Source organism: Ferrovibrio terrae (assembly GCF_943371255.1).
Lineage (GTDB): Bacteria > Pseudomonadota > Alphaproteobacteria > Ferrovibrionales > Ferrovibrionaceae > Ferrovibrio > Ferrovibrio terrae_B.
Genome location: NZ_CALRUC010000023.1, coordinates 20,532 through 42,240, shown reverse-complemented (window position 1 = coordinate 42,240; position 21,709 = coordinate 20,532). Strand labels below are relative to the sequence as shown.

At 62.2% G+C, this 21,709-nt stretch carries 18 protein-coding genes; 9 read left to right on the top strand and 9 right to left on the bottom strand.

Features of this window, described 5'->3' with window-relative positions:
• A partial coding sequence (locus tag AAG799_RS07620) for an ABC transporter permease (protein WP_341895215.1) occupies nucleotides 1-901 on the bottom strand: 901 nt, incomplete at its 3' end.
• A gap of 42 nt (nucleotides 902-943) precedes the next feature.
• On the bottom strand, nucleotides 944-2,548 hold the full coding sequence (locus AAG799_RS07615) for an ABC transporter substrate-binding protein (RefSeq protein ID WP_341895214.1): 1,605 nt from the start codon (nucleotides 2,546-2,548) through the stop codon (nucleotides 944-946).
• Between the two features lie 242 nt (nucleotides 2,549-2,790).
• Between AAG799_RS07615 and AAG799_RS07610 the strand changes: the two genes are divergently transcribed.
• The 3 genes from AAG799_RS07610 to AAG799_RS07600 all read left to right on the top strand — a co-directional run bounded on the left by AAG799_RS07610 (nucleotide 2,791) and on the right by AAG799_RS07600 (nucleotide 6,489).
• Nucleotides 2,791-4,257: a M81 family metallopeptidase gene (locus tag AAG799_RS07610; RefSeq protein ID WP_341895213.1), complete on the top strand. Its 1,467-nt coding sequence runs from the start codon at nucleotides 2,791-2,793 to the stop codon at nucleotides 4,255-4,257.
• Nucleotides 4,258-4,281: 24 nt separating this feature from the next.
• Entirely contained in the window at nucleotides 4,282-5,829 is a 1,548-nt protein-coding gene (locus tag AAG799_RS07605) for a gamma-glutamyltransferase (RefSeq protein ID WP_341895212.1), read from the top strand.
• Nucleotides 5,830-5,931: 102 nt separating this feature from the next.
• Nucleotides 5,932-6,489 (top strand): VUT family protein, encoded by a 558-nt coding sequence (locus AAG799_RS07600; protein WP_341895211.1) that lies wholly within the window; start codon nucleotides 5,932-5,934, stop codon nucleotides 6,487-6,489.
• 13 nt (nucleotides 6,490-6,502) lie between these two features.
• Here the strand turns inward: AAG799_RS07600 and queC are convergent, their stop codons facing one another.
• From queC to AAG799_RS07580, 4 genes are all read right to left on the bottom strand, one after another.
• On the bottom strand, nucleotides 6,503-7,228 hold the full coding sequence (gene queC, locus AAG799_RS07595; protein WP_341895210.1) for a 7-cyano-7-deazaguanine synthase QueC: 726 nt from the start codon (nucleotides 7,226-7,228) through the stop codon (nucleotides 6,503-6,505).
• On the bottom strand, nucleotides 7,225-9,813 hold the full coding sequence (locus AAG799_RS07590; protein WP_341895209.1) for a TRAP transporter permease: 2,589 nt from the start codon (nucleotides 9,811-9,813) through the stop codon (nucleotides 7,225-7,227). Before AAG799_RS07590 ends, queC begins: the two co-directional genes overlap by 4 nt.
• 92 nt (nucleotides 9,814-9,905) lie before the next feature.
• Complete coding sequence (locus AAG799_RS07585; protein ID WP_341895208.1) at nucleotides 9,906-10,883, bottom strand: TAXI family TRAP transporter solute-binding subunit; 978 nt, start codon at nucleotides 10,881-10,883, stop codon at nucleotides 9,906-9,908.
• 308 nt (nucleotides 10,884-11,191) lie between these two features.
• Nucleotides 11,192-12,115 carry a LysR substrate-binding domain-containing protein gene (locus tag AAG799_RS07580; protein ID WP_341895207.1) on the bottom strand — a complete coding sequence of 308 codons (924 nt, stop codon included), beginning with the start codon at nucleotides 12,113-12,115 and terminating at the stop codon, nucleotides 11,192-11,194.
• A gap of 171 nt (nucleotides 12,116-12,286) precedes the next feature.
• On the opposite strand from AAG799_RS07580, the gene AAG799_RS07575 reads away from it, so the two are divergent.
• Nucleotides 12,287-13,546 (top strand): D-amino acid dehydrogenase, encoded by a 1,260-nt coding sequence (locus AAG799_RS07575; RefSeq protein WP_341895206.1) that lies wholly within the window; start codon nucleotides 12,287-12,289, stop codon nucleotides 13,544-13,546.
• On the opposite strand, the gene AAG799_RS07570 is transcribed toward AAG799_RS07575, so the two are convergent.
• Genes AAG799_RS07570 through AAG799_RS07560 form a run of 3 tightly spaced genes read right to left on the bottom strand, consistent with a single transcriptional unit; the run spans nucleotide 13,543 to nucleotide 16,636 of the window.
• On the bottom strand, nucleotides 13,543-14,376 hold the full coding sequence (locus AAG799_RS07570) for a 3-keto-5-aminohexanoate cleavage protein (RefSeq protein WP_341895205.1): 834 nt from the start codon (nucleotides 14,374-14,376) through the stop codon (nucleotides 13,543-13,545). The two genes, AAG799_RS07575 and AAG799_RS07570, sit on opposite strands and share 4 nt — an antisense overlap.
• Nucleotides 14,376-15,710 (bottom strand): aspartate aminotransferase family protein, encoded by a 1,335-nt coding sequence (locus AAG799_RS07565; RefSeq protein ID WP_341895204.1) that lies wholly within the window; start codon nucleotides 15,708-15,710, stop codon nucleotides 14,376-14,378. The genes AAG799_RS07570 and AAG799_RS07565 overlap by 1 nt, the downstream gene beginning before the upstream one ends.
• A complete protein-coding gene (locus tag AAG799_RS07560; protein ID WP_341895203.1) occupies nucleotides 15,707-16,636 on the bottom strand; it encodes a MurR/RpiR family transcriptional regulator in 930 nt (309 codons plus the stop codon). Before AAG799_RS07560 ends, AAG799_RS07565 begins: the two co-directional genes overlap by 4 nt.
• Before the next feature lie 182 nt (nucleotides 16,637-16,818).
• On the opposite strand from AAG799_RS07560, the gene AAG799_RS07555 reads away from it, so the two are divergent.
• The 5 genes from AAG799_RS07555 to AAG799_RS07535 all read left to right on the top strand — a co-directional run bounded on the left by AAG799_RS07555 (nucleotide 16,819) and on the right by AAG799_RS07535 (nucleotide 21,702).
• Nucleotides 16,819-17,727, top strand: a complete 909-nt coding sequence (locus tag AAG799_RS07555; RefSeq protein WP_341895202.1) for a LysR family transcriptional regulator — start codon at nucleotides 16,819-16,821, stop codon at nucleotides 17,725-17,727.
• A 117-nt stretch (nucleotides 17,728-17,844) separates the two neighbouring features.
• A complete protein-coding gene (locus AAG799_RS07550) occupies nucleotides 17,845-18,648 on the top strand; it encodes a putative hydro-lyase (protein ID WP_341895201.1) in 804 nt (267 codons plus the stop codon).
• A 30-nt stretch (nucleotides 18,649-18,678) separates the two neighbouring features.
• On the top strand, nucleotides 18,679-19,728 hold the full coding sequence (locus tag AAG799_RS07545) for a TRAP transporter substrate-binding protein (protein ID WP_341895200.1): 1,050 nt from the start codon (nucleotides 18,679-18,681) through the stop codon (nucleotides 19,726-19,728).
• A 68-nt stretch (nucleotides 19,729-19,796) separates the two neighbouring features.
• Nucleotides 19,797-20,414 (top strand): TRAP transporter small permease, encoded by a 618-nt coding sequence (locus AAG799_RS07540; RefSeq protein ID WP_341895199.1) that lies wholly within the window; start codon nucleotides 19,797-19,799, stop codon nucleotides 20,412-20,414.
• A 4-nt stretch (nucleotides 20,415-20,418) separates the two neighbouring features.
• Nucleotides 20,419-21,702 carry a TRAP transporter large permease gene (locus tag AAG799_RS07535; RefSeq protein ID WP_341895198.1) on the top strand — a complete coding sequence of 428 codons (1,284 nt, stop codon included), beginning with the start codon at nucleotides 20,419-20,421 and terminating at the stop codon, nucleotides 21,700-21,702.
• The last annotated feature ends 7 nt before the right edge of the window (nucleotides 21,703-21,709 follow it).

Here is a 21,709-nt window from a genome sequence, read left to right as displayed (position 1 = left end):
CTATGGCCAGATTGATCAGCACATAGACACCGGAGAACACCAGGATAATACCCTGAATGATCGGATAATCGCGGCCGAGCACGGCATCCACCACCAGGCGGCCGATCCCGGGAATGTTGAACACGGTTTCCGTGATCACCACGCCGCCGATCAGCAGGGCAAAGCCGATGCCGATCACCGAGACGATCGGGATGGCGGCGTTACGAAGTGCATGGCGCACCAGCACCACATGCTCCTTCAGGCCTTTGGCATGGGCGGTGCGGATATAGTCCTCGTTCAGCACTTCCAGCATCGCGGTGCGCGTGATGCGGGCAAACAGCGCGATATAGATGAAGCTGAGCGTCACCGTCGGCAGCGCGATGCGCTCAAGGAAGGCCGGCAAGCCATCGCGCAACGGCGTGAATCCCTGGGCGGGGAAAAGGTCGAGCTTCATGGAGAAGACGTAGACCATGATGTAGCCCAGCACGAAGACCGGGATCGAGAAACCGGCGACGGACAGCGCCATGATGCCGCGGTCAAACCAGCTACCCTGTTTCCAGGCGGCCAGAATGCCCATCGGCACGGCAACCAGGATGGCAAAGATCAGCGTGGTGAGCGCCAGGGACATGGTGGGCTCGACACGCTGGCCGATCATGGTGGCGACCGGCTGCTTCGACAGCACCGACTTGCCGAGATCGCCCTGCGCGAGCTGGCCGATCCAGGTGACAAACTGCTCCGGGATCGGTCTGTCGAGGCCGAGATCGGCACGAATGGCGGCAATCGCCTCGGGTGTTGCCGTATCGCCGGCCAGGATCGCGGCCGGATCGCCCGGGCTCAGGCGAAGCAGCAGGAAAACGAAAATGGCCACCACCCCCATGACGGGGATGGCGGCCAGTAAACGCGAGAGAATGAGACGCAGCATGGAGAATAATTACGCAACAATCATGCCAGCAATGTCACTCTCTTACTGCTTCTCGATATTCCACAGCACATAGGCCGGGCTCGCAACCATGCCCTTGACGTTCTTGCGAACGGCAGACGGCTGGAAGTATTCACCCAGCGGAATGTAGTGCACCATGTCATACAGGCGCTTCTGCACGGCTTCCGCGATGGCCTTCTGCTTGGCCGCATCGGGTTCGCGGGCATAGGAGTCGCGCAGCTTCTCCATCTCGGCATCCTCGGTCCAGCCGAAGAAGCCGCCCTGCTTGCCCAGACCCTTGGTGCCGGCATTGGCGATGGGGTTCATCATGTCGGCCGTACCCCAGGCGGTGTGGAAGATATGCCAGCCGCCCTGATCGATCGGGTCCATCTTGGCGCGGCGGCCGACCAGCGTCTGCCAGTCCATCGACTGCACTTCGACATTCACGCCGATCGCACGCAGCAACGGAGCCGAGACCAGCGGCAACTGATTGATGCTGTTCAGGTCGGTCGGCGCCATGATGACGATCTTTTCGCCCTTGTAGCCGCTGTCTGCCAGCATCTTCTTGGCCTTGGCCACGTCGGCCTTCTTGGTACCGACCGCACCGGCATTGGTCGCCAGCGGAGTCGAGCAGCCGAAGATCGCGCCGCAGACCTTGTAATAGTCCGGATCGCCGACCTGGGCAGCCAGATAGTCTTCCTGCTGGACGGCATGCAGGATGGCTTGACGCACCTTGACGTTATCCAACGGCGGCTGCAGCCAGTTCATGCGCATCATGTAGTTCATGCCGAGCGGCTGCAGATTGAGGATTTCGATATCCTTCTGCTTCTTCAGTTCGGGCAGAAGATCGAAGGCCGGCTGCTCCCAGATGTCGACCTCACCCTTGATCAGGGCATTCATGGCAGTCTGCGGATCGGCAATAGTCATCCACTCGACGCGGTCGACCTTCACCACCTTGCCGCCGCTGGTGTAGCTCGGGGCTTCGCTGCGCGGCACGTAATCCGGGTTCTTCTCGTAAACCACCTTCACCCCAGGCTGGAACTCGGCCTTGATGAAGCGATACGGGCCGGAACCGATTTCCTCGGGCACATTTGTGCTGGCCGGGGTGTCTGCCATGCGCTTGGGCATGATGAAGGGCACGTTCGAGCTGGGCTTGCCCAGCGAATCGAGCACAAGGCCGTAGGGTTCCTTCAGAATCAGCTGGAAGGTCGTGGCGTTCACCGCCACCAGATCCTTGGTGTAGGTAAAGAGCTTCTGACCCATCGTATCGTTTTTCGACCAGCGGGTCAGCGAGGCGACGACGTCCGCCGAGGTGACCGGGGCGCCGTCATGGAATTTCAGGCCCGGGCGCAAGGTGAAGGTGTAGGTGAGCTTGTCGCCGCTGACCTCGTACTTGTCGACCATCTGCGGCTTGACTTGCATTTTGTCGTCGACTGCAAACAGCGTGTCATAGATCATGTAGCCATGATTGCGCGACATGAAGGCTGTGGTCAGGATCGGGTCGGTGATGCGCAGACCCGCATGCGGGATGAAACGCAGCACCTTTTTGTTGTCCTGGGCGACGGCAGTCGTCGCTGCGCCGGCCAGCAGGCCCAGTCCGATACTCAGGCCAATGGCAGAAACCAGCATGTGGAATCGACGCGAACGCATAGCACTCCCCCTTGTCATTGTTTGACCGCTAATGAAAGCTGACCATGGTATGTGTGTCTCGGTCAAGCAAACTTTGCCGCTATCGCAGGCAGTTACTTTAATGCCCTATCGCTGGGCAGCATGCCTGTTGCCGTGGCGTCCTATCGTATAACCAGGAGACATTGGTTCATGTCGAATAATTGGTTCACGCCGGCGACTCGCGGCACCTCTATAATTTGCGGCTCGAACGAGGAGCACGCACAATGAATGTGTTTATTGCCTGTCTTGGCACGGAGACCAATACCTTCTCGCCCCTGCCCACGGCCGAGGCCGGTTTCAGGGAGTGGATGCTGTATCGGGGCGATGCAACCAAGCGGCCCGAGAACCTTTTCTCGGCCCCGTTGCATGTCTGGCGGCATGCCGCCGAGGCACAGCAGGCCACGGTAACCGAAAGCCTGTCGGCCTTTGCCCAGCCTGCCGGCGTCACTGTTCGCAAGGTGTATGAAGGATTCCGCGACGAAATCCTCACCGATCTCAAGGCGGCGATGCCGGTGGATCTGGTGCTGCTCAGCCTGCACGGCGCCATGGTCGCCGATGGCTATGACGATTGCGAAGGTGATCTGCTGGAAAAGATTCGCGCCATTGTAGGGCCAAAGGCCGCCGTTGGCGCCGAACTTGACCTGCATTGTTCCATTACTGAAAAGATGCTGACCAGTGCCGATGCACTGATCACCTTCAAGGAATACCCCCACACCGACAGCAAAGAGCGGGCGCAGGAACTCTATAATATCCTGCTGGCCAAGCATCAGGGGGTGGCAAAGCCGGTGATGGCGGTGTTCGACACCCGCATGATCAACCTGTGGCGTACGCCGGTGGAGCCGATGACTGGCTTCGTCCGTGAAATGCAGGCCCAGGAAGGCAGGGATGGCATTCTCTCGGTATCATTTGCGCATGGTTTCCCGATGCAGGACGTGCCCGATGCCACGGCCAAGATGATCGTGATTGCCGATGGTGATGCCGCCAAGGCTTCTGCTGTCGCGGAAAAGTTCGGCCGCAGGATATGGAGTCTGCGCGACCAGACGGCAACGCAGAATCTGAGCATCGATGCGGCGCTGGACCGTGCCACGGCGGCAACCGCGAAACACCCGGTGGTTCTGGCCGACGTAACCGACAATCCCGGCGGCGGCGCGCCGGGCGATGCCACCTTCATCCTGCGCCGGATCATCGAGCGCGGCATCGAGAATGTGGCGAGTGGCTTATACTGGGACCCGATGGCGGTGCGATTCTGCTGCGATGCTGGCGAGGGCGCGGTCTTTGATCTGCGACTCGGTGGCAAATGTGGTCCAACCTCGGGCGATCCGCTCGATCTCAATGTAACGGTTAAGCGTATCATCAGAAACGGTATGCAACCGGCCTTGAGCGGTGCCGTGCCGATCGGCGACGCGGTCTGGCTGCAACTCGAAGGCAACCGCGATCTGGTGCTGATCTCCACGCGCACGCAGACTTTCCATCCCGGTGCTTTCACCCAGTTCGGCATCGATGTTGCGAAGAAGGCGATCATCGTGGTGAAATCTACCCAGCACTTCCATGCGGGCTTCGCGCCGATCGCCGGTGAAATCCTGCATGTGCAGGCACCGGGCGCCATGCGGTCGGATTTCGCCGATATTCCCTTCCAGAAGGTGCGTGGTCCCTACTGGCCGCGTGTCGCTGATCCTTTCGCTGCCGAATAACATCAAACAAGTCAGAGTCTCGCCATGTCATCGAATCTGAATCGTACATTGCAGTTCCGCAAATCCGCGGCCAGTGGCAAACGGGGTGTTGTCTCGGCCCAGAACCAGAAGGCAGCCGATGTCGGCGCCGAAGTGCTGCGCCAGGGAGGCAATGCCATCGATGCCGCTGTCGCCACCTCCTTCGCACTCGGTGTGCTGGAACCGTGGATGAGCGGCGTCGGCGGCATCGGCTACATGCAGATCTGGGATGCGAAGAAGAAGCAGGGCCATGTGATCGATTTCAGTGCGGTCAGCGCGGCCAAACTCGATCCGGCCGATTATCCGCTGGTCGGCGGCCAGGATGACAGCATGTTCGGCTGGCCGAGCGTGGTGGAAGATCGCAACATTTATGGCTATGCCTCCATGGCTCTGCCCGGCGTGGTGGACGGCATGCGGCTGGCGCATGAAACCTTTGGCACGCGCAACTGGGCCGAGTTGCTGGCCCCGGCTATCGAACTGGCGCAGCGCGGCATGGAGATCGACTGGTTCCTGGTGCTGCAGGTAACGAATGCCGCCCGTGCATTGATCAAGTCGCCGGCAGCGAAAGCCGTGTTCCTCGCCGATGGTCTGCCGCCCGCGGTGGAAGCGGGCGGGTACCTGAAGAATGATGCGCTGCTCGCCACGTTGCAGCGGCTGGCCAAAGCCGGTGGACGCGATTATTACGAAGGCGAGCTGGCGAAAAGCATTGCCGGCGATCTCGCCAGGGGCGGATCGAAGATTTCCGCCGATGACCTGCGCAACTACAAGGCCCGCCTGGTCGAACCGCTGCGCTACAGTTACGGCGGCAAGACCCTGCATCTGCCGCCCAATCTCACGGCCGGTCCCAGTTTGCGCGACGCTTTCGAGGTCGCGGGTCCGAAGCTGGATCGCAAGACCCTCTCGGCGCAGAGCTTTGTTGCCTATATCGAGGGCCTGACGGCGGCTTACGAAAAACGGCTGGCCGGCATGGGCGACGCCGACAACGGCAAGAGCTGCACCAGCAATTTCTGCGTCGTGGATTCCGATGGCAACATGGTGGCGGTGACACAGACTCTGCTGGCTGCTTTCGGCAGTTGCACGATGTTGCCCGCCAGCGGTATCACCATGAATAACGGCATCATGTGGTTCGATCCCACGCCGGGCAAACCGAACTCCATCGGCGCCGGCAAGCGACCGCTCAGCAATATGTTGCCGACCGTGGTGCTGGATGGCGACAAGCCGCTGTTTGCGGTCGGCGCGTCGGGCGGCCGACGCATCATGCCCGCCGTCATGCAGATCATCTCGTTCCTGGTCGATTACGGCATGCCGCTGGAGGCCGCGTTCCATCAACCGCGCATCGATGCCAGCATCATGGGTCAGCCCTGGTATGACCCGCAGCACGACCCGGCGGTGCAGGATGCCGTGAAGGCGAAATTCCCTGGCGCGGTGCCGAAGCGTCGTGACCCGTTGCCGCTGAACTATGCCTGCCCGGCCGTAGCGATGCTGAATGCCGATGGCAGCTGCAGCGGCATGACCGAGATCGCCCAACCCTGGGCCAGCAGCTCGGCCGCCTAAGGGTTTGGAATTACAGGATGAATAGCACCGGGGTTGCCTGACGGCCCCGGTGGCCGTATATCCCCGCCGCCGCCATAGCTTTTTGCGGTAAGGAACCCTGCCATGGACCGTCAGCGCCTCGAAGGCTTTATCTATCTCGCCGGCTTTATCGCCTGCGTGCCGGCCGCCAATTGGCTGATCGGCAATGTCGGCACCGTCTGCATCCCGCAGGGGCCCTGCCTGATTCCGGTCGCCCCCTTTGGTATTACGGCGCCCAGTGGCGTGCTGATGATCGGCCTGGCCCTGGTGTTGCGCGATCTGGTGCAGCGGCGCCTTGGTAAAGCTTGGACGCTGGGCGCGATCCTGGTCGGCGCTGCGTTGTCGGGTCTGGTGGCGCCGCCGGCCCTGGTGATTGCCTCCGTGGTCGCTTTCCTGCTCTCTGAACTGGCCGACTTTGCCGTCTATACACCGCTGCAGAAGCGCGGCCTGATCCGCGCTGTGGTGCTGTCCAGCCTGGCCGGCCTCTGTGTCGACTCGGTGGCGTTCCTCTATCTGGCGTTTGGCAGCCTCGACTATCTGGCCGGCCAGATCATCGGCAAGGCCTGGATGGTGCTGCTCAGCATCCCGGTGATCCGCCTGCTGCGCGACCGCGACCAGCGGCTAGGCATCGCTGCGGCGTAACTGAAAAGGTGGTTCAGGAGCCGCCTTTTTCTCTTTTCGCCTTCATTCCGGCGATGGCCTGCAGCCAGTAGTCGGCATCTTCATACTGTGTCGGGTCGGGCACGCCGGCGAGGTGGAAAGCCTCGCGCCGTTCCACGCAGGTGCCGCAGCGACCGCAATGCGTCTCGCCACCCTTGTAGCAGCTCCAGGTCAGGTGATAGGGCACACCGAGGCGGACGCCCTCGGCCACGATGCCGGCTTTGTCGATGCCGGTGAAGGGGGCGTAAAGCTCGACCTCCCACATGTCTTCCAGTGCGCAGGCCTGCATGGTGCGGAAGGCGTCCACGAAAGCCGGCCGACAGTCGGGATAGATGAAATGATCGCCGCTGTGCACGGCGATGCCAACCGCGTCTGCTTTCGCGCCGGCTGCGATGCCGAAAGCAATGCTCAGCATGATGGCATTGCGGTTTGGCACCACGGTCGACTTCATGTTGTCCTGGGCATAATGGCCGTCGGGCACGGCGTCGCCGCCGCTGATCAGCGAGCTGGAGGTCAGGAAGCGGCCAAGGCTGGTGATATCCACCACATCATGGCGGACGCCAAGCTGGGCTGCGATGCGGGCGGCATGCTCGATTTCACGGCGATGGCGCTGGCCGTAATCGAAGGAGATCAGGCGGTCGAGCTTGCGCTCGGCCGCCACTTTGTAGGCCAGGGTGACGGAATCGATGCCGCCCGAGCAGAGAATGACGGTCCTGCTCATGCCGCCGGCTGGCCCAGCTTGCGGCGGCGCAGCTGCAGCAGCACGATGAGGCTCAGCAGGGCCAGGGCGGGCAGATAGACCAGATGCTTGCTGGGGCGTTCGGCCGGCAACAGTACATGCTCGATGGTGAAACCACCTTCCAGACCGACGCGCTTGGCGGCCGAGCCGAATTTGATGGCGCCGATCTGCATCTTGTCGCCCATCCGTGCCAGTGTCAGGCCGGCATCGGCCAGCCTTTTGCGGCCTTCGCCTGGTGCGGCAAGCGGCAGGCTGATGGTCTTGGTGACATCCTCGCCTTCCAGTGTGGTACCGGCCACCACCAGCAGCAGACGGCCATCCTCGGGCAGCCTTGTGGCGATGTCATAAACCTGGGCTGCAGGAGCCTGCACATAGGGGTCGTACAGCTTGTCCATGAAGAAGCCGGGGCGGAACATGGCAAAGCAGATCAGCAGCAGCAATGCCGATTCCCACAGTTTGCTCTTGGTCAGGAACCATCCCATGGTGCCGGCGGCAAACAGCAGGATCGCCACCGTCGATATGACCACGACGAGGATAGCTTCGCCGGTGCTGCCGATGTCGATCAGCAGCAGTTGCGGATTGAAGATGAAAACGAAGGGCAGAACGGCAGTGCGCATCGAATAGATCGTGCCCTGCAGGCCGGTCTTGATCGGGTCTTCGCCAGAGATAGCGGCGGCCGCAAACGAGGCGAGGCCCACCGGCGGCGTCACGTCGGCCATGATGCCGAAATAGAAGACGAACATATGCACAGCGATCAGCGGGATGGCGAGACCGGCCTGGGCACCCAGTTCCACGATCACCGGCGCCATCAGGGTGGCGACCAGGATGTAATTCGCCGTGGTCGGAATGCCCATGCCGAGGATCAGGCAGATGAAGGCGGTCAGGAACAGCATGATCATGACATTGCCGCCTGACAGGAACTCGACGAAGTCGGTCATCATCAGGCCCATGCCGGTCAGCGTCACGGTGCCGACGATGATGCCGGCGGTCGCTGTGGCGATACCGATACCGATCATGTTGCGGGCGCCCAGATTGAAGCCATCGACCAGATCGGCAAGGCCCTGCTTCAGGGCTGCGACGATCTCGCGGCTGCCGCGGAATGCCACAATGATCGGCCGCTGCGTCACCACGATGGCCATCACCGATGCGGTGGCCCAGAAGGCCGACAGGCCCGGCGACATCTCCTCCACCATCAGGCACCAGAGCAGCACGATGATCGGCAGGGTGAAATGCAGACCTGTGCGCGCCACGGCCCAGGCTTCCGGGATCTTGATATTCGGATTGCTGGCGTCGTCGAGTTCCAGGTCGGGGAACTTGGCGGCATACCATAGTGAAACGAGATACAGGCCGATGCCACCGATGAAGAGCAGCCATGGCGCGGCGGCACCAAACAGTGTCTGGATGCCGAGTACGGCGTAATACAGACCGCAGATGAAGGCGACCGTGCCGCTCCAGCCGAGCAACTGGCGCAGCCAGAATTCGCCGCGCGGCCGGGTCACGGCGCGCTCCAGCGGCTTGGCATTGATCATCTGCGCTTCCAGGTCGACGATATAGAACAGTGCGATATAGGAGATCACCGCCGGCAGGAAGGCGTGTTTGACAATGTCGGAATAGGGCAGGCCGACATATTCTGTCATCAGGAAGGCGGCGGCCCCCATCACCGGCGGCATGATCTGGCCGTTGACTGAAGACGCAGTCTCGATGGCGCCGGCCTTCACGCCCGACAGGCCGGTGCGTTTCATCATCGGGATGGTGAAGATGCCGCCTGAAACCACATTGGAAACCGACGAGCCGGAAACCACGCCGTTCAGCGCCGAGGAAACCACGGCCACCTTGGCGGGGCCACCGCGCAGATGACCCAGCAGGGCGACGGAAATCTGCATCATCCAGTTGCCGCCACCGGCCTTTTCCAGCAGCGAGCCAAACAGCACGAACAGGAAGACAAAGCCGGCGGAAACACCCAGGGCGACACCGAAAACGCCTTCTGTGGTCAGCCACTGGTGCTGCAGGAATTTGGTGAGCGAGGCCCCCTTATGCTGGATTACATCCGGCATCCAGGGGCCGGTGAAGGTGAAGGCGATAAAGACCGCCGCAACGACCACCATCGGCGGGCCGAGCGAACGGCGGGTGGCTTCCAGCAGCAGCAGCAGGCCGATACCCGAGGCGACAAGATCGTACCAGGTGGGCTGGCCTGGGCGCAGCGCCAGATCGCGGTAGAGCAGGAACAGGTAGGAGGCTGCGAAGGCGCCGGCTAAAGCGAAAATCCAGTCGAACAGCGGAATGTAGCTGCGCGGTGATCGCTTGAAGGCGGGATAGCAGGTGAAGGCCAGAAAGACCGAGAAACCAAGATGGATGGCGCGGGCTTCAGTATCGTTCAGAATGAAGACGCCCAGCAGGAAAGGCAGCGGCGAGGCGTACCAGACCTGGAATGCAGACCAGGCAACGGCGACGACCAGGATGATCCGGGCGACCATGCCGCGCGGATCGCGGCCGCCAAGGTCGGCTTCCTTCACGAGATCCTGCAGTTCCTGTTCGGTGGCAGGCCGGTTGGTTGGGCTGGCGGTCATGATGATCCTCGGAATTCTCAGTATGGTCTTCTACTTAAAAAAAAGCCGGCCCGCTGTTTATAACGGGCCGGCTTTGCGGGCATGTGTCGGGCTTACATCAGGCCCTTTTCCTTGTAGTACTTCACCGCGCCGTCATGCAGCGGGGCCGAGTTGCCATCCTTGATCATCGCCTTCTGGTCAAGCGTGGCGAAGGCCGGATGCAGCTTCTTGAACTCGTCGAAGTTTTCGTACACCGCCTTGACCAGCTGATAGACGGTTTCGTTGTCAACCTTTGTCGAGCTGACCAGGGTGGCGAGCACGCCATAGGTCTGGGTCGCCTGGGGGTTGTTATTGTACAGGCCGGCCGGGATGGTGGCTTTGGCGAAATAAGAGTGCTCGGCCACCAGCTTGTCGACGGCCGGGCCGGTCAGCGAGACGAGCTTGGCGCCACAGGTCGTGGTCGGATCCTGGATGTTGGCCGACGGGTGGCCGACGCCATAGAAGAAGCCGTCGATCTTGTTGTCGCACAGCGCCGGGCCATGCTCGTCAGCCTTCAGCTCAGAGGCCAGCGCGAAGTCGGTCAGCTTCCAGCCCATTGTGCTGAGCAGCTGTTCCATCGAGGCGCGGGTGCCCGAGCCCGGGTTGCCGACGTTGAAGCGCTTGCCCTTGAAGTCTTCGAACTTCGTGATGTTGGCTTCCTTGCGGGCCAGCACGGTGAAGGGCTCCGGATGGATCGAGAAGACCGAGCGCAGATCGCTGAAGGCGCCAGCATCCTTGAAGCTGCCAACACCCTTGTAGGCATTGTAATGGACATCGGACTGGGTGGTGCCGAAGTCCAGCTCGCCGGCCTTGATGGTGTTGACGTTATAAGCCGAGCCCCCGGTCGACTCGACCGAGCAGCGAATGCCATGGGCCTTGCGGTCCTTGTTGAGCAGACGGCAGATCGCGCCGCCAGCGGCGTAATACACACCGGTCACGCCACCGGTGCCGATGGTGACGAATTTCTGCTGTGCCATGCTCGCGCCGGGCAGAGCGGCGAGCAGGGCCGCGCCGAAGGCACCGATGGCGAGGTGCTTGGTTTCAAACAGCATGATTGACTTCTCCTCCGTGAACGGCCGCTGCCGAGATTGGCGGTGGCCAGGCTTGACTGCTAGGCGCCGCTCGGGATTGCAGGAACCCGTAACGGCGGCTGTATCGGGATAAACGCGGAACCGGGTCTGCGGTGTTCCGGATATCAATGCTCCGGATATCTTGACAGACCATTCGCCGTCGCTGCTCCCCGATGCTGCGCCGGCCAGTTCCAGTGCCCTGTGATAGCTGAACAGCACAGCTTTTCTGCCATGCGTATCGATACCGCGTCCATAACCCAAGGGTATGGATAAGGTTTGTCGCGCTTTCGTCAAGCCCGATATGCTTTTTCTGCGGCCCCCAGAACCCCGGAAACTGTCTTTTCCGTCAAGGCCAGCATGGCGCTGAACTTGCGCGCCAGAACTGACGCCGGCTGGTGCTTGGCGCGGATTGTGTGCACCGCGAAATCGATGCGGGGGATTAGGGGGCGTGCCACCACCAGGGTTTTGTCATGGGCCGCCGCGGTATACTGGTCGACGATGGCGGCACCGGCGCCACGCGACACCAGCGCCAGGGCGATCTGATTGGTCTTGACCTCGACAATCGGCTGCAACTCGACGCCAGACAGCTTCACGGCCGCACTGAAAGCGGCGCCCAAGGGATCGTCGCTGCGCAAGCCGATGAACGGGTGTTTGCGAAACCATTCAATCTTCACAGTTGCCGGTAATTGCGGCTCCATCGACTTGGGGAAAATGCCAAAGAACTGCGCCGGAGCAAGCGTTTGGATGTCCAGCCCGGGATGCGCCTGCACGTCGAAACCGATGCCAAGATCGACCTCATGGTTCAGTACCACGCGTACCAGGTCGGCATATTGCCGGCTTTCGACTTCAAAGCTGACATCGGCATGCTTCTGGCGGAAGCGCGTGATCGCCAGCGGAATCAGGTCCACGCAGAGCGCCGGGGCCGCGGCGATGCGCAGATGTCCACTGGTGGCGGCACCCAGGTTACGCGACAGTTTGCGCAGGTTGTCCAGGCCGCTGATGATGCGCTCGCTTTCCGCATGCAGCACCTGGCCCTCGCGGGTCGGCAGCAGGCGGCCCTTCACACGGTCGAACAGTCTGTAGCCAAGCTGGTCCTCTGCCCGCAGCAGCAGGCGGGTCGCAGCGGGTTGTGAGATATTGAGCAGCTTGGCGGCGGCGGTGATCGTGCCGGTGAGCATGATCGCATGAAAGACTTCGAGATGACGCAGTTGCATGGTTGATCCGATGCGGGCGATGCCGGCCACGGAAGCGGCCGCGGGGCAAGACATGGCATAACGCAATGTTATGGGCAACCGCCGGATCGGCAGTGGCCGCGGCTGCCCGGGCTCCGTAGCTTGAGGTTGAAAGCTGCGGGCATTTTGCCTGCGGCATAGATGAGGTGTGCAATGGATATTGTGGTGATCGGCTCGGGTGTGGTCGGCATGACCACGGCCTGGCGGCTGGCGCGTGATGGCCATCGCGTCACCGTGGTCGATCGCGCCTCCACCACCGCCCAGGGGGCCAGCCATGCCAATGGTGCACAACTCAGCTATTCCTATGTGGCGCCGTTGGCCAATCCGTCCGTATGGTTCGACTTGCCGAAATACCTGTTTGGCCGCCAGTCGCCGATGCGGTTCCGGCCCACCCTCGACCTGTTTCAGTATCGTTGGCTGCTGAAATTCATGGCGGCCTGCACGCAGAGCGAGGCACATGCCACCACCGACAAGCTGCTGCGCCTGGCCTATCTCAGTCGCGACGTGCTGCATGGCGCGCCCGATATTCGTGGTCTCGATTTCGCATGGAACAAGGCCGGCAAGCTGGTGGTGCAGGGCAGTGCTGCGGGGATGACCGGCGCACGGGCGCAGGTGGATTATCAGAGCCGGTTGGGCAGTGTGCAGCAGGTGCTGGATCGCGATGGCTGCCTGAAGATCGAGCCGGCGCTGGCCGGCATCGCCCACCGTATTGTCGGCGGGGTCTATACGGCAGATGAAGAAGCCGCCGATCCCTATCGTCTCTGCCAGGGGATCGAAGGCCTGTTGTCGGGCGACAACAGCGGCGTGCGCTTTGTGTATGGCGCCAAGGTGCGCCGCCTGCTGCGCACCGGCCGCCGCCTGCTTGGCGTGGAAACGGCCGATGGCGACGTGCTGGAGGCCGACGCCTATGTGCTGGCGGCCGGCGTGGCCAGCCGGCGGCTGGGCCTGACAGCAGGGCTCGACCTGCCGATCTATCCGATCAAGGGCTACAGCCTGTCGTTGCCGATTGCCAATGACGATGCGGCACCGCGCGTTTCGGTCACCGATACGGAATACAAGGTTGTTTATGCCCGGCTGGGCGAGAAGCTGCGCGTTGCCGGCATGGCCGATATCGTCGGTGCCGATGACAGCATCGATCCGCGCCGGCTCGGACTGTTGGTCAGCCAGGCGCGTGAGACCTTCCCGCAGGCCTCCACCTGGCAGCAGATGGAACCCTGGACCGGCCTGCGACCGGCCACACCGAAAGGACCGCCGATCCTCAATGGCAGCGGCATCGACAACCTGCTGCTGAACGTCGGCCATGGCGCACTCGGCTTCACGCTGGCCTTCGGCTCGGCCGAGGTGATCGCGGCGGCTCTGGCTGGTCGGCCGCTGCCGGTGCCGGCCGAGGATTTTTCCCTGAGTGCTGCCTAGCGCAGCGCCTCCAGATAGCTGCGTGCCGTCTTTGCATCGGCAACCCGGCGCCCCATCACGCCGGCGGCCTGCACCGTCTGGCGGATCAGGGCGGCATTGTCGGGTGCGGTGCTGCCGTCGCTGAGCAGGGTGTTGTTCTCGAACCCAAGTCGCGCATGGCCATTCAGGCCAAGGGCCGTCAGTGCGCAGGCCGATTCCTTCGGCCCGAAGGCGCAGACGGCAAAGGCGCCATCGGTATTGCTCCAGTCATGCATGAAGGGCAGCAGGTCGGCGGGTTCCGAGCGCTGGCCGGCGGTATAGCGGCCGAGCACAAACAGCACGAAATGGCGTTCACCCGGAATGATGCCGCGGGCTTTCAGTTCGTGGAAGCGCTGCACATCGGTATCGGCATAGAGGATATACTGCATCATCACGCCGGCCCTGTAGAGTTCGGTAAGGAAGGCTGCGCCCTCCGCTTCGGCTTCTGCATCGGGCAGGATTTCGCGCACGGCAAGGCTGCAGGCTTCTGGCATCAGCGCGCGCATTGCCGCCATCTGTTCATGGCGGTTATACACGCCGGCCGCTTCAGACGTGGCCTGGATGATCAGCGCATCGCCGGCCTCGCGCCGCACCGCCTTGATGGCGGCGCGGTAGAGGCCCGCATCCAGTGAATGCCGGCCGGTCTCCGGTTCACGTACATGCAGGTGGATCATGGTGGCGCCGGCATCCTGGCACTGCGCGGCGCAGCGGCCGAGCTCGTCGGCACTCAGCGGCACGGCGGGATGATCGGGTTTCAGCTTGCGTGCGCCGTTGGGGGCGACGGCAATGACGGCAGGCGTATCGCGGTGCATCAGGCAACGCCCTTCAGAACCGTATCGACGGTATCGCCCAGCTTCTCGACGATCAGGCTGATGTCGTCCCTGGTGCAGATGAAGGGCGGCGCCAGCAGCACGTGATCGCCATGCAGGCCGTCGATGGTGCCACCCATTGGATAGACCATCAGGCCGGCCTTCATCGCTTCCTGCTTGATACGGGCATGCAGCTTCAGTTTGGGATCGAAGGTCGCCTTGCTGGCGCGGTCCTGCACCAGCTCGATGGCCTGGAACAGGCCGCGGCCACGGATGTCGCCGATGTGGCGATGATTGCCGAAACGGTCCTGCAGCCGGTCCATCAGGTGAATGCCCATGGCCTTTACATTGTCCAGCAGATGGTCGCGCTCGATCACCTGCTGCACGGCCAGCGCGGCGGCGCAGGCCATCGGGTGACCGAGATAGGTATGGCCATGCTGGAAGAAACCGGAACCGTTCCTGAAGGTGTCGAAGATATGCTGGCCGAGCAGGATGGCGCCGATCGGCTGGTAGCCGCCGCCGAGCCCCTTGGCGATGGTCATGATGTCGGGGACGATGCCGTCCTGCTCGCAGGCATGCAGCGTGCCGGTGCGGCCCATGCCGCACATCACCTCGTCGAGGATCAGCAATACGCCATAGGTGTCGCAGATTTCGCGCACACGCTTGAAGTAACCCGGCGTGGCGGCAACGGCACCGAGCGTGGCGCCGACCACCGGCTCGGCGACAAAGGCGATCACGCTGTCCTTGCCGAGTTCGAGGATCTTGACCTCCAGTTCTTCGGCCACACGCTGGCCATAGGCCTCCGGCGTCTCGTCGGGCCGACGGTCGCGATATTCGAAACAGGGCGCGATGTGATGCGCCTCGATCAGCATCGGTGCGAACTGCTGGCGACGCCAGGCATTGCCGCCGACCGACAATGCCCCCACGGTATTGCCGTGATAGCTCTGCCGGCGGGCGATGAAATGCCGGCGCTGCGGTTCGCCGCGTTCGACATGGTACTGGCGTGCCATCTTCAGCGCCGCTTCGATCGCTTCCGAGCCACCCGAGACGTAATAGACATGGCTGATGCCCTGTGGCGCCTTCTCGATCAGTTTGTCGGCCAGCTTCTCGGCCGGTTCGGTGGTGAAGAAACTGGTATGGGCAAACGCCAGCTTGTCGGCCTGTTCATGCATGGCCCGGGTGATGTCGGGATGGCCATGGCCGAGACAGCTCACCGCGGCCCCGCCCGAGGCATCGATATAGCGCTTGCCGTCGGCATCGATGATGCGAATGCCTTCGCCACCGACGGCGACCGGATAGGCGTGATTGATGCTGCGGTGGAGAATGCGGCTCGTCATGACTTGGGCTTTCTGCGTTGCGGTCGGCGCGACCAGTAGGTGGAGAAGGCGTCGAGCTGATGCTCGGCATTGCGGATGGCATTCAGTGCCTGTTCGCCGGCCCGCGCCGCGACCAGGGCGATCAGGGTTTCGGCAGCGGCAAATGCCGGTGTGATGGCGTGGAAGAAAGAGGGTGTCTCAGTCGGAATCAGGATGCTGGCGCGCGCAATCGCCGCCACCGGTGAAACGCGGCTGTCGGTGATCGCCACGACGGTGACACCGCGACGGACGGCATAGGTTGCACGCTCCACCGCCGCCGTGGTGTAGGGGGCGACGCTCACCACCACCAGCACATCCTCCGGGCCGGCATGGCGCAGGGCATCAATGCCGGTATCTCCGGCACCATCCAGCAGCACGCCGCTGTCGCGGAACAGGCCATGAATGTAATGAGCGTGGAAGGCGACGGCATGGCAGGAGCGCAGGCCGAGGAAATACACCCGTCGTGCCTTCTCAATCAGGGCGGCAGCGGCGATCAGGGTTGCAGCCCCAGCCTCATCATGACTGCTGGCGATATGGTCGGCCATCGCCCAGCCGATCTGGGCGGCGAGCGCACCATCGCCACTTTGCTGCTGATGTTTCTGCAGGCGTCCGGCGCGATGGCTGAATTCGGCGGTATGGGGCGGACGGCGCAACGCACTGGCCTGCAGGTCGCGGAAGGCGGCGTAATCGGCAAAGCCGAGCTGGCGGGCCAGCCGGGTCATGGTCACCGGCGGCACCCCGGCGCGACGGGCCTGCTCACGCATGGAGAGCAGGGCAACATCATCAGGATGTTCGAGCACGAACTGCGCCGCGGTCTGCAGCTGTGGCGGCAACGCGGCAAAGGCCTGGGCGATGCGGTCGCTCAGCGAAACCTCAGGCGAAAGGGCGTCTGACCGGGAAACAGGCATGCCTGGATTGAACCGCGGTTCGGACGGTAATGCAACAATTGATTCTTATAAAATACATATGAAACGAACGTTTCAATAATGATGCAATCGCCCGCGATTTGCAGGTTGGACGGGTCATTCCGGCTTGCCGGGGACCGATAAGCGGGGCTTATAGTCTGGCGAAAAATACGGAGTTTGTGGCCATGGCTGATCTGCGCAATCTCGAAACCTTCGTCTGGGTTGCCCATCTCGGCGGCTTCCGTGCCGCTGCCGACAAACTCAACGCCACACAGCCGGCCGTCTCCCAGCGCATCGCCCTGCTCGAATCCGAACTGGGTGTGAAACTGTTCGACCGCGAGCCGCGGGGCATCGCGCTCACGTCGAAAGGCAATGAGCTGCTACCCTATGCCGAGCGCATGCTGCAGTTGCGCGCCGACCTGCTGCATGCAGCACGGGAGAAGAAAGCGATGCGCGGCATCGTGCGGCTCGGTGTGGCCGAGACCATCGTGCACACCTGGCTGTCAAAGCTGATCGAACGCATGCATGGCGTGTATCCGGCGCTGACCCTGGAGATCGAGGTGGATACCTCGCCGCTGCTGCGCGAGCGGCTGTTGTCTCACCAGCTCGATATTGCTTTCGTCTTGGGGCCAATCAGCGAACCGCGCATGAAAAACGTGGCTTTATCGAGCTATCCGCTGGCCTGGGTCGCCAGTCCGACCCTCGATCTGGGCGGCGATCCGGTGCCGCTGTCCACGCTGGCGCGCTGGCCGATCATCACCTATCCGCGCAACACGCGGCCCTATATCACGATCCGTGAAATGATGACGCGGCATGACATGCCCGCGCTGCGGATGTATGGCAATGCCTCGCTCTCCACCATTGTGCGCATGACACTGGATGCCATCGGCATCTCGGCGATTCCGCCGCTGGTGATCCGTCGTGAACTGAGTGAAAAGCGCCTGCGTCTTGTCAATGCCGAACAGAATCTGCCCGATCTCAACTTCCATGCCTGCTATCCCGTCAAACCCGACAGTTATCTGGCAGAAGCGGTGACCGAGATTGCCCGCGAGATGGCGGCGGCGGAAGCCAAGCGCCGCGAACGCCGCCAATAAAAGCGGCGAAGGCCTGAAAAATAACCGATAAGAATTTCTTATAGGTTCCCATCGGAACTCGCGATTGGACAGTCACACTCCCGTCATGATGCCATGGCCGGCAGACAGGAGGGCGGTATGAACGCGATTGCTTCGGGAACCATGTATGCCAGCGGCCGCGCGGCCCGGCAGGCCATCCGGCGCGGCGACCATCGCGGCCCCACCGCCGGGATTGCGCCCGGTTTTGTGCAGGGCAACCTTGCCATCCTGCCCAAGGCGCTGGCTGACGATTTCTTCCGCTTCTGCCAGTTCAACCCAAAGCCCTGTCCGCTGCTGGCCGCCAGCGAGCCCGGCGATCCGCGCCTGCCCAGCCTGGGCGAGGATCTCGACATCCGCACCGACCTGCCGCTTTACCGCGTCTGGCGCGATGGCAAGTTGGTCGAGGAAGTGCCCGACCTGAAAGCGGTGTGGCGCGATGATCTGGTGGCCTTCCTGATTGGCTGCTCGTTTTCTTTCGAGGAAGCGCTGCTCGAGGACGGCATCCCGCTGCGCCACATAGCTGCCGGCACCAATGTGCCGATGTATCGCACCAATATCGAGACCACGCCGGCCGGCCCCTTCCATGGGCCGCTGGTCGTCTCCATGCGGCCATTGAAGCCGGCCGATGCGATCCGTGCCGTGCAGATCACCTCGCGCTTCCCGGCCGTGCATGGCGCGCCGGTGCATCTGGGCAAGCCGGAGCTGATCGGTATCAAGGATATCGCCAAGCCTGATTACGGCGATCCGGTCGAGGTGAAGGCCGATGAACTGCCGGTCTTCTGGGCCTGCGGTGTCACGCCCCAGTCGGTGATCGCCACCGTCAAACCGGATTTCTGCATCACCCATGCGCCTGGGCACATGCTGGTGACCGATCTGAAGAACAGTCGTCTAGCAATTCTGTAATTCCATAACGGAGGGGAAGAGATGAAGTCCATGATGAAGACGCTTGCAGTCGCAGGCGCTGTTGCTGTCGGCCTGCTGGGTTCGGCGGTCGCGCAGGATATGCCGAAGACGCCGCTGAAAGTGGTTGGCGCCTGGGGCAACCTGACCCAGTACAAGAGCTACGAGCAGCCGTTCTGGACCAAGGAAATTACCGAGAAGTCCAAGGGCGCGGTCACCGCCGAGATCACCCCGTTCAACGAAATGGGCCTCAAGGGCGCCGAAATCTTCCGCCTGATGCGTCTTGGCGTGATCGATTTCGGTTCCACCGTGCTCGGCTATGTCGCCGCCGATGATGCCCGTAACGAGGCGGTCGATCTCGCCGGTCTGGCGCCGGATGTGGAAACCGCCCGCAAGGTGTCGGATGCCTACAAGCCGGTCTATGATAAGTTCTACCGCGAGCGCTTCGGCGTGCAGGTGCTTGGCATCTGGCCCTATTCGGCCCAGGTGTTGTTCTGCAACGGCGAGATCAAGGGTCTGTCCGATCTGAAGGGCAAGAAGGTGCGCACCGGCAACCGCACGCTGGCTGAATTCGTCGAGGCCTTCGGCGGCACCGGTGTGACGCTGGCCTTCAACGAGGTCGTGCCTGCCCTGCAGAACAAGGTGGTCGACTGCGCCATCACCGGCACCCTGTCGGGCAACTCTGCCAAGTGGAACGAAGTTTCAACCCATATCTATGCCCTGCCGCTCGGCTGGAGCCATGTGATGCATGCGGTCAACATCAAGACCTGGGATAAGCTCGACCCGAAGGTGCGCACCTTCCTGCAGGCCGAGATCAAGGGTCTGGAAGACCGCATCTGGAAGGCGGCTGCCGAGGAAACCCAGCAGGGCTATGACTGCAATGCCGGCAAGGACAATTGCACCATGGGCACCAAGGCAAAGATGACCGTTGTGCCGGTTACCGAGGCTGACAAGGTGCTGCTGAAGAAGGCGATGACCGAAACCGTCGTGCCGAAATGGGCTGCCCGTTGCGCTGGTGACTGCGTGCCGGCCTGGAACGACAGCATCGGCAAGATCGTCGGCATCACCGCCAAAGCCAACTGATCCACGTCTCACCCATGGGCGGGACCGTGCTCTGCACGGTCCCGCTCATCACTATCCGGGGTATTCCAATGATCCTGCTGCTCGATCGCTGGCTCGGCTTTGCCGATCGCCTGTCCCGTTATGCCATCTGGATCGGCGGCACGCTGGTACTGGCCTCGGCCATTCTGGTTTCCGTCGACGTTATCCTGCGCAAGCTGCTGCTGGTTTCGCTCGGCGGCGCGGATGAACTGTCCGGCTATGCCTTCGCCATCGGCACCACCTGGGCCCTGGCCTTTACACTGCTGCGTCGTGCCAATGTGCGCGTCGATGCACTCTATATTCATCTGCCGCGCGTGATCTGCGCCATCCTCGATATTCTCGCCCTCGTCGCCCTGGGCGGCTTTCTGGCGCTACTGACCTGGCAGGCCTGGGATGTGCTCGGCACGTCGCTGGACTTCATGGCACGGGCTACCACGCCGTTGCAGACTCCACTGTGGATTCCGCAATCGCTGTGGCTGGTTGGCTTGGTGCTGTTCCTTTTCACCATCACGCCGCTGCTGCTGCGCAGCCTGTTTGCGCTGCTGGGCGGTGATCTGGCCAAGGTGCGCAGCCTGGCCGGCGCCCGCACGATTGAAGAAGACGCCGCCGACGAAGCCGCCCACACGGCCAATATCAAACCGGCCGCCAGCCTCAAGCCGCAGGACTGATCCCATGCTTGGCACAACGCTTTTCCTCCTGCTCGCACTGCTGGCCGCGGCCCTGCCGGTTGCCGGCGCGCTTGGCATGCTCGGCCTGCTGCTCGATAAGATTTATTCCAAGATGCCGCTCAGCCTGGCCTTGGGCGAAGTGGCATGGTCGTCGTCGAAAGACTTTCTGCTGGTTTCCATCCCGATGTTCATCCTGCTGGGTGAAATCCTGCTGCGGGCGGGCGTTGCCGAGCGGATGTATGGCGCCATGGTGAAGTGGCTGTCATGGATTCCGGGCGGCCTGATGCATTCCAATATCGGGGCCTGCGCGATTTTTGCCGCCACCTCGGGCTCTTCCGTCGCCACGGCGGCCACGGTCGGCACCGTGGCTTTGCCGCTGGTGAAAAAGCATGGCTATAACGAGCGCCTGTTCCTGGGCACGCTGGCGGCCGGCGGTACGTTGGGCATCCTGATTCCGCCGTCGATCAACATGATCATTTATGCCGTGCTGACCGATACGTCGATCCCGAAGCTGTATCTGGCCGGTATCATTCCCGGTCTCGGTCTCGCTTTCCTGTTCATGCTAATGGTTGCCGGTTTCTGCCTGGTCAAACCGGAATGGGGTGGCAAGACGGTTTCGGTCGGCTGGGGCGAACGCTTTGCCAGCCTGGTCGACCTGCTGCCGCCGCTCGGCATCTTCCTGGTTGTGGTCGGCTCGATCTATGCCGGCCTGGCAACTCCCACCGAGGCCGCCTCGCTCGGGGTCGTTGCCGCACTGGGCCTCGCCGCGGCCTACGGGCGCCTGTCCATTGCCATGCTGAAAGAGGTGATGGAAAACACCATGCGCACCACAGCGATGGTCATGCTGATCATTGTGGCGGCCTATTTCCTCAATTTCATTATCTCGGCGATCGGTCTCACCACCATGCTCACCGACTATATCGCCGGCCTTGGCCTGTCGAAATTCCAGATGCTGGTGGCGATTGTGATTTTCTATCTGATCCTGGGCTGCTTCATGGAAACGCTGTCCATGATGATTACGACGATTCCGATCGTGGCGCCGGTGATGTTCGGCCTCGGGTTTGACCCGATCTGGTTTGGCATCATCATCATCATCCTGATCGAGATGGCGCTGATTACCCCGCCTGTCGGATTGAATCTGTTTGTCGTGCAGTCGTTGCGCAAACATGGCACATTGAACGATGTGATCGTCGGCTCGGCGCCATTTGTCGTGATAATGATTCTGCTGATTGCCCTGCTGACGGTTTTCCCCGGCATTGCTCTCTGGCTGCCCACCACCTTCGGTTAAGTCAAAG